Genomic DNA, 11,234 nt, shown 5'->3' with positions numbered 1-11,234 from the left:
ATGTCTAATGGCCGATATTTTACCGACATCACCTGCGTTTCACCGCCCCCAGCTCTCTTTTAATATGCTCAAAATTGTACATCTTTTAATTACCCAATTTGTACATTTTCTGATTGACATTTACAAAAACTATTGAAACCATTGAAACTACTGAAAAACGTTGAAGAAATCACTCTGGTTATGCTTTTTCCGGATGACCTATAGACAAGATCGCGCGTATTGCCTGATAGAAACTGGGTCTGATTTCAGCAAAAGAGCAGGGGATCTGGTGAATCATGGTCTGATAAAAGACACTGGTCGTCAGTTCTAAAATCATGAATAAGACGGCTTCGGGGTTTTCAAAGCGGTAACCTGACTGATTGGCTCTTTCGACAAACAGATGTTTTAAGGAATACCGATCGTCCTTGATCGAAGATGAAAGATGACTTGAAAACAGCGCCAGGGGCAGATTGTACTTGATAAAAGTTAGCAGTAGGGGCTGCTGCTGAAGCTGTCGTTCAATATCAGAAATAATAAAGATCACACTGTCTTCAAATGAAAGGATCTGTGATTGATCCAGAGCTTCAATCGCTTTTTCCAGAATTTTTTTGGAGTGAGTAAAGATCAAAAAGTCCCTTAAATCATATTTATCCTTGAAATATAGATAAAAGGTACCCTTCGCAATACCAGCTTCCCTGGCAATTTCGGAAATAGACACTTCATTAATATCTTTTCGCGTAAATAAGAAGAATGCGGCTTCCAGAAGTTTTTCTTTTTTCTGTTCCTTGTTTTGGATAACTTTGCTTGGCATATCCGTATTGTAGCATCAGGGAGTCAAATAAGCACAAAAATGACCGGCAGTCATTTATTAGACATTAACCTATTCATGACCATCAATTTATTAGGTTATAAAATTGACCATCGGTCATTTTTGGCATAAAGTGATGAGCGTGAAAGGAATGAAACCAACTCGTATGGATAAAATTTCAAAAGTGATTGTCAAATATCGAAATTGGATTCTTCTTATAGCAACTCTTCTGCTGATCCCTTCAGCAATCGGTTACTTCAATACCCGAATCAATTACGATATTCTTTCCTACCTTCCAGCCGATAAGATCAGCATGAAGGCTCAGGATGTACTCAATGATGACTTCAATCTGGGAGGAACCGCCATGGTGGTCTTAAACGATACCCCAGATCAGGAAGTTCAGGCTCTAAAAGAACAGATCGACGCAATACCTGGCGTCGACAAAACATTATGGAGAACGGATCTTGCGGACTTAGATGTTCCGACAGAGGCTCTTCCATCCCTTCTTCGGGATACTCTTTATCAGGATGGATCGACGATGATTATCGTAACCTTCACAAACCCATCCGGATCCGATGAAACAATGGATGCCGTCAATGCGATTGAAGCATTGTGTGATGACAATGCTCATATCGCTGGATTCTCCGCGATTACCGCTGATACACGAACGGTTGTCAATCAGGAGACGCCGATCTACACAATCGTTGCCGTATTGCTTTGCCTGATTGTGCTTTCGCTTGGATTAAAATCCTGGCTTGCTCCATTTATCTTCCTGCTTGGAATGATCTATCCAATTGTTTATAACGCTGGAAGCAACATTATCTTTGGAGAAATCTCCTATCTGACCAATGCGTTATCAATGATTTTGCTGCTGGCTGTTTCAATGGACTACTCCATCTTCCTGCTGCATCGATATCAGGAAGAAAAATCAAAATCGAAAACCAAGGAAGAAGCGATGGCCAAAGCCATCCATGCGACCTGGGTTTCAATTACCAGCTCTTCGATCACAACCATCGCCGGTTTTATGGCTTTAGTTGTTATGCAGCTGACATTAGGACGGGATATCGGTCTGGTTATGGCCAAGGGTGTCTTGCTGGTTGTGATGTCAACCATCCTGATTCTGCCTTCCTTATTAATGTTCTTTGATCCATGGATCGAAAAATGGCAGCACCCCGTACTCATTCGTCCTTTAAGAAAAACAGCTGTATTTGTTTCCAATCATTACAAGGCATTCTGTCTTGCGTTAGCTTTACTCATTGTTCCGGCCTGGTTTGCGCAGAACAATGTCAATCAGTATTATGATCTGACTGCTTCATTACCAGCGGATCTTTCAAGCACGATCGGAACTAACGATCTGAAAGAAAAATTTGATATGAATACATCTCATTTCCTGATGGTGAACAAGGATATCCCGGCAGCCAAAAAGGAACAGATGTTAAAGGAATTAGAAAATACAGATGGTGTAACCAGTGTGCTTTCCTATCACTCCATCGTCGGACCGGCCATTCCACTGGATATGGAACCGGAAGCTGTTCGTGATGTTCTTCAGGCTGGAAACAGGGAACTGATTCTGGTCAATACAGACTATCGGGCTGCTACCGATGATATGACTAAACAGTTAAGCAATCTGTATGAAATCGTTCACCGCTATGATGAAAATGGTTTGATTGCAGGTGAAGGAGCTTTGGATGAGGATCTGATTCAGACGACAAAAATTGACTTCCAGATGGTAAACACCGTAAGTATTGCTCTGATCTTTATCATCATCGCGATCACCTTTAAATCTCTGATTCTGCCAGTCATTCTGGTGCTTTGTATTGAACTTGCGATTTTCGTGAATATGGGTATCCCTTATTTCACGGGTTCAACTCTTCCGTTTATTGCTGGAGTTGTCATTGGAACCATTCAGTTAGGAGCATGCATTGACTATGCGATCTTGATGACTACCCGTTATAAGGAAGAACTTGAACAGGGACTTAAGCCAAAAGATGCGATTCGAATGGCTATCACAATGACATCTCCTTCGATTATCACCTCCGGTCTGAGCTTCTTTGCAGCCTGCTCGGGTGTCTCTCTGGTCGCAAAGATGGATATGATCAAGTCATTATGTATTCTGCTTGGCCGCGGAGCCTTAATCAGCGTGGTTGTGATCCTGACGATCCTGCCTTCGATGTTATTGATGTTTAATGGCCTGATTTCAAAAACCACAAAAGGCTGGCCAAAATCAAACCTTGATCAAAGCAGAGATAAAGAAAACAAAGAAACAAATAAAGAAGAAAACAAAAACGAAACAGATTCTGTTTCAGCAGTTGAACAGGCTAAGATCACAACGATCAAATACGAACCTGTCCACAGACAGAATGAAAATAACTCATTCAGTTCAGAAATGATTTCAGGATTTATGAAGCATTTTGATAAGAAAGAATATTCAGATGCAGGCAAAACTGCTCAAGGAGATCTCATCTATGAATAAAAACATGCAAAATCTTTCGGCCGGACTTCTGGCTGCCGCATTAAGCTTTACCTGCATGCCTGCAAGCGTCTTTGCCGAAGAAAAAGAGAACTCTAAAACCAATCCAGAAAATGGAACAGAGAAAACCGAAACCGTCTATACCTTCATCAATGAAGATGGCGATATTAAGAAAACGCTCGTTTCTTCCTGGATCCATAACGAAAATGGAATTAAAAACATTAAGGAAAACCTGGATTTAAAAGAGGTTGAAAACGTCAAGACTGAAGAAGAACCAGTCGTTAAAGGCGACGAATACACCTGGAGTGTCGAGGGTAAGGATGTTTATTATCAGGGCGTTACTGATAAGGAACTTCCAGTGACAGTAGATATTACATATGAACTGGATGGAAAAAAGATTTCTGCCAAAGATCTGGCTGGAAAATCTGGTCATCTTAAAACGATTGTTTCCTTTAAGAATAATGAATCCAAAAATGTCAATGTACAGGGTAAAAATGTGACGATTCATCCAGCATTTCTGGCTGGCGGACTGATGAATTTTGATAATGAAGTCTTCAGCGACGTCAAATGTTCACAGGGAAACCTGATCAACGACGGCAATAAGGAAATGATGATGTTTACGGCGGTTCCAGGACTTGAAGATACCTTAAAGACAGCAGGGCTGCAGTCCATCATCGACAAAATTTCGCTGGCTGATGATGTGATCATTGAAGCGGATGTGAAGAACTATTCAGCACCGGATATCTATGTAGCCTTAACTGACGATTTTGAAGTCGATGATATCGAGGAAATTTCTCAGATTTCTGAACTGACCAATGGGGTTTCTGAACTATCAGATGCTGCTGACCAGTTAGAAAACGGCGCTGGACAGCTTGCCGATGGAACCTCTCAATTAAAGACAGGAATCGAGCCATTAACTTCTTCAACCGATCAGATCGAACTGCTCAAACAGGCTTTAAAACAGCTGGATGATGGTTCTGGCAAGCTGCGTGATGGAATTACGCAATATACCGATGGCGTGGCACAACTGGATGAAGGAATGCAGTCACTTGATCAGGTATCAAACGGCATTTCGCAGCTGCATGAAGCCTTTACGTCTGATTCTGAGCTTAAACAGGGAACTTCTTCACTGGCAGCTGGTCTGTCTCAGATTGAAGAAAAACTGAATTCAATGGATCCTTCAGCCATTGAAGGACTCGACAAGCAGCTGGCTGGATATAAGACTCAGCTTGATTCACTGGATCAGATGGTTGCCTCGGATATGCAGACGGTTGATACGCTTGGCGGTTCACTCTCACAGATGAGCACTCTGCTCGATCAGTCTTCAAAACAATTTTCTGAACAGCTTGGAAATATCGTAACTTCCCTGAATCAGACCATTGCTGAAAATAATGCCGTAACAGAACAGAATAATCAGATCGCTGCCGGCTTAAAAGAACAGGCTGCCACTGCGAATGCTTCCTTAGATTCATCAAGAGCAACAATCAATAATGCTATCGCTTCAATTGATACAGCCATTGCTGCAGGCAAGGATACGGATGGATCTTTAGCTGCGAGCAAAGCTCAGCTTCAGAATGCATTAGCATCCATGCCTTCTGTATCGATCACTTCAGAATTTGCTTCGTATTCGATGCTTAATCCTGGTGATCTCAATGCAGCCGCAGAAGCTTTACAGAATAACCTGGCTCAGATGCAGCAGGGAATTGATCAGGCCAAAGCGGCCATGGCTTCTTTACAGAATGATCTGGATACGGCCAAAGGCGCTTTAACTCAGTTCTCTGAACAGATCAATGCCTTAAAGAATTCAGAAATTTTCCAGGGTCTGATGCCTCAGGTATCTGCACTCAAAGAGGGTATTTCTAAAGCAGCAGCTGGAGCAAAAGCGCTGGATGCTTCTGTCAGTGAAAAACTTGAACCGGCAAGCAAGCAGCTTCTTGAACAATCCGATGCCGGAATTAAACAGCTGCAGGAAGGATCTGCCACGCTGAATGCGAAATCAGAAGATCTGAAAAATGGAGCTGCACAGCTTAAATCTGGCACAGCCCAGCTCAACGATACTTCTGTATCCTTAAGTGCCATGCAGGTAGGATTGAGTGAACTTTCTTCAGCAGTCAGCCAGTTGGATGATGGAGCAAAAACTTTACATGAGGGAACAGAAAAGTTTAAGTCAGAAGGAATTGTTCCATTAAAGGATGCAGTGGATGTGGCCAGTGCCGATCTCGAAAGCTTCGAAAAAGTCGCTAAGGAAATTAAGACGTATACCGAAAGCTTTGAAAGCTTTGCCGGAGCTCCTAAAGGCGCTTCAACAAGTGTTCGCTATATCTACAAAGTCGAATCAGAAGAACAGGATTCATAAATTCTCAACAAAAAAATATAAACAAATAGTGAATTTGAATCTATGGCACATAACCATATGATTTTGAAGGACAGAGATCAACTGAACGGTTGATTATCTGTCCTTTTTTCATTTTTTGCTTTTTTAAAATCAACAGAAACAATCTGCTTTGGCTCAGATCCAGAAACAAATGAATAAGAAAGGTACTGCGATTCAAAATCAGATAAGGATGAAATTTTCTAATGGGCCTGGTGGTCAGGGGGTTGGATTTGAAAAAACGAGTTTTGGATAATTATTTTGAAAAGTGAGTATAAAAATAAGTTCTCTCTTTTCTGGGCCCATAAAAAAACAGAATCTGTTCTATTTTTGTTCTGATTTGAAGATGAAGAGTCAGGAATTTGTCTTTAAAAAAGATCAATGAAACAGACGAAAAAATATTGAATGATTTGAATGAAACGAATAAAACAAATGAAAGAATAAAGGAAAAGCTTGAAACAGTAGTTAAAAACCGAAATAAGGCTAAAAAAGAATGGAAATAATTCAACAAAGCCTGATGATCAGAATGAAAGAGCATGAATTGAGTTCATCAGAGATTTCAGGCTGTTTCCAACTTTTTAGCTCATCGTGTTTTGCAGATTGAAACAGGTCCATGCCCATGCGCTGATCGATGCGATCAGACAGAGAGGCAGTATATGACTATAAAAATTCAATCTTTACAGGGACAGGAAGTCCTTAGTGCTCTAATTACTTTGGCAATGAATAATGATCGAAAATTGAATGTACTCATCGCGAAAAAACAGATTCCCAACATGATTTCATTCGATGCAGATCCAGAAGATATTGACCGGGTTTTAAATGCCTATACTTCAGAATCTTCGATTTGCGATCCACAAGACGGAAAGATCATGTGCATTTTCAGAACCTCTGGAAAAGAAGAAGTTCAGCTCACCGCAAGTGATGAAACATGCGATGCGTTAAGACAGCCATTGCAAAGCAGAAATGAATCAAAAAACCGGGTTTCTCCTAATTCTATCCCTGATCAGGAAATTTATACGCAAAAAGAAGTCCAGGATGAAAGCAGCATTTTCAATGCAGGTTCCTCCTTAAGGGATTCATATCCCAATACAAGAAGTGCGGATGGCCATGGATTTATCCCGGAAGACATTCATGAATCATCATCTGTTTCAAATGATGATTTTTGCACTCAGGATCAATATAATGATCCCCGCTTTAATCAGATTGCAGATAGCGAATCCAGCGGGTTCGTCAATCGGACAAAAGGTAGCTGCTCCTATGATGCCTGGACAGGTCAGTATTCCTGTGAACCAGAAGATCATCCAGATGATTCGAAATCAGCTTTCGATCTGTCCGGCTATGATTCAGCTAATTCGTTTTCATCTGATTCAGATCAATTTTCTCAAAGAGCTGAAGAGGCAAAGTCTGAAGACACAAAGCCAGAATATATGAATAGAATCAATTCAGAAAATCCAGCATGGATGAACGATTCCGATTTTAAACAGGACGGACAAAAGCCATCCGAAGTGTTAAAGGAATCTCTGGTTGGAGAAACTTCTTTTGAATTGACTCCAGAAGATCAGATGACCCTGATCGAAGAAGAAAGCATGAGTACCAAGCAGCCAGAATCTTTAGGTAAAACTTCAGAATCAAATCTGATGGATATGTTTGATCAGGATCAGATGAATCCTCAGGATCCAATGGAAGAAGAATACCTGATGGAAAGTTCAATTGAACAAATTCCTGGACCAGACTTTGCAGCAGAAGAGACCCAGGCAGAAAACAGATCAGCTTCGGATCGTCTGATTGACGAATCAGGACAGATTACATCCAGAGCAACTGGAGACTGGTTTGGATCAGAAATTCAGGATCCGGAAACAGCGTTAGAATCAGCAGCTTTAAAGAGCGAAAAGATCTATGGAATGGATGCCAGAATGGCAAACCAGGATCTGAATGATCTGGATGGATTTGATGGGATCGATCAGATGGATGATGAAGAAGATCAGACAATAAGAAATATGGCTTATGCCGCATTTGCCGAGGATTTTGATACTGAACAATCCTATATCAAAGGAATGGAGGATGCCCAAAAGAATCAGGTATCTCCCATTGAAGAAGCTGATCCTTTGCAGCTTCTTGAATCCAATATCTCAATCGATCAGGATGTAAAAGACCATAACGAAATAAATCGAAAAGATGAAGCTCGTGATGAGGAAGATCAGATTTCAAATGATCAGCATTTGAGTCAGTTCGAATCAGAAAGAGAATCCATCGCTCTGGCTCTTGAACGGGAAGAAGGGGAATTTGATGAGCGCCAGATGGCTCTTGATGATTACAACGATTATTCTCAGACCATCGAAAACTCAGAACCAGGATTAAACCAAACTTCATCTGCGGCTAAAGAGATCAACTATGCATTAGGAACAGATGAAAGAAGTGTTCAGGAGCAGATGGATGCAAAAGAAAAAATGCTTCAGGATTCCAGAAGTCCAGACAAGTTTTTTGATGAAGAGGAAGATTTCAGCCAGGTTCAAATGAATTCTGATGATTTAAATGAAAGTGAGAATTTCGTTTCAGAAGGATTAAAACTTAGAAATGACAATTCCTTTATTGATCCAGATCAAGGATCAATGGTTAAAAGTTCGGATGGAAAAATCGATGAATCCTTTGAAAACGAATCGTTATTGACGGATTCCTGGGATCGGGAAGATCCTGATCTGCTCGTTATGGGACTTCAGAAAAACAGACAAACGGCTTATCGATGCACTCCTGAACAAAATCCAGAACTTTATATGGATAACATGGAAGTGGTTGATCTAATCTCTGAAGACGAAAATGCGAATGCGAAGCTTCGCAGGAAAAATGTCAAACTTTCGCGAAAGATTGACAAAGCTAACGACCGGATTACGCAGCAGGAAAGAAAAATTGAAGATCACAATAACCAAATCCAACGAAATCAGGCCAGCTCGATGAAATCTATGCATGAATCTCAGATCCGGCATAACAAGAAAGTCATCGATCGGAAGGTCCGCAAGATTGCTAAAATACAGGATAAGATTGATGACAACAACCGACAGCTGCGGTGATTCTTCTCTAAGATTTGTTTGTAACTGTCTTCCTGGATTAAGGCAAAATTGTAAAAGCGTTGATCCTGATGGCTTAAGGTCTGAGTCAAACTCATATGGAGTATTCAGACCTGAAGAAAAAGAAACCATACCAAAGATAAAGACCATAACCAGTCAAACGGATTAACCAGGTTCTATTGAAATTTAAGAGTCTGAATTAGATACAGATAATTATCATGCAACATAAATTGAGTTGAAAAGATAAGCTTTGTGCAGATTTAGTTCATTTATCACCGCAGATAGGATCTTAAAAACTGGACAATCAAAGAATTGTCGAAAATCAAGAAGGATCTCTATAAACAAACAAGAAACCAAAAGCACAATTTACAATATTCAATTGCATGAAAATAATCTGAGCCTGATCAGGCTCTTTTTTCTCGTATTTTTCACGATTGTAAAATCCTTAGATGGTGGATGCAGTTAAAAACAGAAGAAATATTAAAAATGTCATAACAAGAAAACAGGAGAATCAGGCAAAATATCAGCTCTAATTGACTTTAGATATCCAACTAAAGTAAAAAAATGGGATAAATTAATCAAAGAACTGATCTTGAAAAATCCGGTTTTAAACGAACATTTAAGTCTGTATAATTATGGAGAATGTGAGGAAGTAATCATGTATAAAAGAGTATTGCTTAAATTGAGCGGGGAAGCTCTTTCTTCCGACGGTAAAAACCTCGATCCTGCGACCCTGGCTTCATTAGCGAAAGAACTCAAGGAAATTTCTGAGTCTGGAATTGAACTGGCTATTGTCGTTGGCGGCGGAAACTTTATCCGCGGCCGGGAAATGGAAGAAATGGGCATGAATCGTGCTCAGTCCGATTATATGGGAATGCTCGGAACGGTGATTAATGCATTGGCCGTTCAGAATGCACTGGAACTTGAAGACGTGGATACCCGCGTACAGACTGCAGTTGAAATGCAGAAAGTGGCTGAACCTTATATCTTAAGAAGAGCTTTGCGCCATCTTGAAAAAGGCCGAGTGGTTATTTTTGGTGCTGGAACGGGTTCTCCTTATTTCTCAACGGATACAACAGCTGCCTTAAGAGCTTCAGAAATTGGAGCTGATGTCATCCTGATGGCTAAAAATGGTGTAGATGGGGTCTACGATAAGGATCCTAAGAAATTTGAAGACGCAAAGCGCTTTGATCATCTGACCTATCTAGATGTATTAAACAAGGAACTTAAGGTAATGGATTCAACCGCCATTTCAATGTGTATGGACAACGACATCGATCTGGTTGTCTTCAATATGAATGAGCCTGGCAATATCGCCAAAGCAGTCAGAGGAGAAGTGGACGGAACCGTTATTACTCGTTAATCGACTGCTCATATACACGAAGATTCCAAAAGAAAAATAATCCAAAGAACAGGAGTAAATATCATGGAAAACATCTATCTCGAAGAAGCTGAGATGAATATGATGGATGTCATCGACAATCTCGATGGCAATCTGAAAACGATCCGTACTGGGAGAGCCTCCGCTTCCATGCTTGATCGGGTACGTGTTGACTATTATGGAGAAATGACACCTATTAATCAGATGGCAAAAATCTCCGTTCTCGAAGGAACACAGCTCGTTATTAAACCGTATGACCGCACCATGGTTAAAGGCATTAACCATGCAATCAGCGCAGCAAACCTTGGAGTCACCCCAGTGGCTGAAGCTGACTGCATTCGGATCAATGTGCCGCCATTAACACAGGATCGCCGTAAACAGCTGGCTAAAGAGGCTAAGAAGTATGCAGATGAAGCGAAAGTAAATATCCGCAACTGCCGCCGCGATGCCAATGCAGACATCAAAAAGGATAAAGAAATTCCTGAAGATGTTCAAAAGAGTCTGCTTGATGACTGCCAGAAACTGACAGACAAATACATCAAAAAAATTGATGAAATGGCTGCCGCTAAAGAAAAAGACCTGATGACTATCTAGTTCAATCATCGAAAGCCGGTTGTCTTAGCAGGCTGATAATGAATGAAATAAAGACCAGAAATCCAACTGCAATGAGTGCTTATTTTGGCATTCTCATTTTGCGATTAAGGATTTCTGGTCTTTTTCTTTTGGGCATCTTATTTTTTGCTTTTTGGTCTTATGGTAAGTTCTTTATATTTGACGGGTTGCCCGAAATGAAATGTAACCTTTTGAAATTTGCATGGGCTTAGATCCTCCGGTTCCAGTCGATATTCTGTATTCGACTAGAACTGGAGGATTTTATGCATAATTATCTGTTTTCCAAATCCCGTGAACTGAATCAGGAACAGTGGATGAACCTGGTTGATCAATATCAGGTGTCAGGTCTGACTCAGGCTGGCTTCTGCGTCCAAAACGGCCTGGCTTTATCCACCTTCCAGTACTGGCGCAGAAAAGCTGCCGTCGTATCGCCTGCTTCAGCGGCTCTTGAATTCGTAGAAATTGACAGGACGGTCTTCCTGGATTTGGAAGGATCAGACGAGAGTCCAAAGCCGGTGATTGAAATCACTGACAGCGACCGAACGATCCGT

8 protein-coding genes are annotated in these 11,234 nt (G+C 40.9%); 7 read left to right on the top strand and 1 reads right to left on the bottom strand.

What is annotated here, in order from left to right:
• Nucleotides 1-178: 178 nt before the first annotated feature.
• Nucleotides 179-790, bottom strand: coding sequence for a TetR/AcrR family transcriptional regulator (locus tag BO222_RS11155; protein ID WP_075820854.1), 612 nt, complete (start codon nucleotides 788-790; stop codon nucleotides 179-181).
• 163 nt (nucleotides 791-953) lie between these two features.
• Here BO222_RS11155 and BO222_RS11150 point away from each other — a divergent pair, with 163 nt between their 5' ends.
• The 7 genes from BO222_RS11150 to tnpA form a co-directional block, all read left to right on the top strand.
• Nucleotides 954-3,260: an efflux RND transporter permease subunit gene (locus BO222_RS11150; RefSeq protein ID WP_075820853.1), complete on the top strand. Its 2,307-nt coding sequence runs from the start codon at nucleotides 954-956 to the stop codon at nucleotides 3,258-3,260.
• Nucleotides 3,253-5,613, top strand: a complete 2,361-nt coding sequence (locus tag BO222_RS11145) for a YhgE/Pip domain-containing protein (RefSeq protein ID WP_158024606.1) — start codon at nucleotides 3,253-3,255, stop codon at nucleotides 5,611-5,613. The genes BO222_RS11150 and BO222_RS11145 overlap by 8 nt, the downstream gene beginning before the upstream one ends.
• Nucleotides 5,614-5,990: 377 nt before the next feature.
• Nucleotides 5,991-6,131 carry a hypothetical protein gene (locus BO222_RS13825; protein ID WP_158024605.1) on the top strand — a complete coding sequence of 47 codons (141 nt, stop codon included), beginning with the start codon at nucleotides 5,991-5,993 and terminating at the stop codon, nucleotides 6,129-6,131.
• Nucleotides 6,132-6,284: 153 nt separating this feature from the next.
• Nucleotides 6,285-8,693, top strand: a complete 2,409-nt coding sequence (locus BO222_RS11135; protein WP_143357019.1) for a hypothetical protein — start codon at nucleotides 6,285-6,287, stop codon at nucleotides 8,691-8,693.
• Between the two features lie 655 nt (nucleotides 8,694-9,348).
• A complete protein-coding gene (gene pyrH, locus BO222_RS11130; RefSeq protein WP_075820855.1) occupies nucleotides 9,349-10,053 on the top strand; it encodes a UMP kinase in 705 nt (234 codons plus the stop codon).
• Between the two features lie 63 nt (nucleotides 10,054-10,116).
• A complete protein-coding gene (frr, locus tag BO222_RS11125; protein WP_075820849.1) occupies nucleotides 10,117-10,665 on the top strand; it encodes a ribosome recycling factor in 549 nt (182 codons plus the stop codon).
• 281 nt (nucleotides 10,666-10,946) lie between these two features.
• A partial coding sequence (gene tnpA, locus BO222_RS11115; protein WP_198931970.1) for an IS66 family insertion sequence element accessory protein TnpA occupies nucleotides 10,947-11,234 on the top strand: 288 nt, incomplete at its 3' end.

It is taken from the genome of Ileibacterium valens (assembly GCF_001945525.1).
Classification (GTDB): Bacteria; Bacillota_I; Bacilli_A; order Erysipelotrichales; family Erysipelotrichaceae; genus Ileibacterium; species Ileibacterium valens.
Note: the sequence above shows the minus strand (reverse complement) of the source record. Positions and strands in the feature narration are given on the sequence as shown.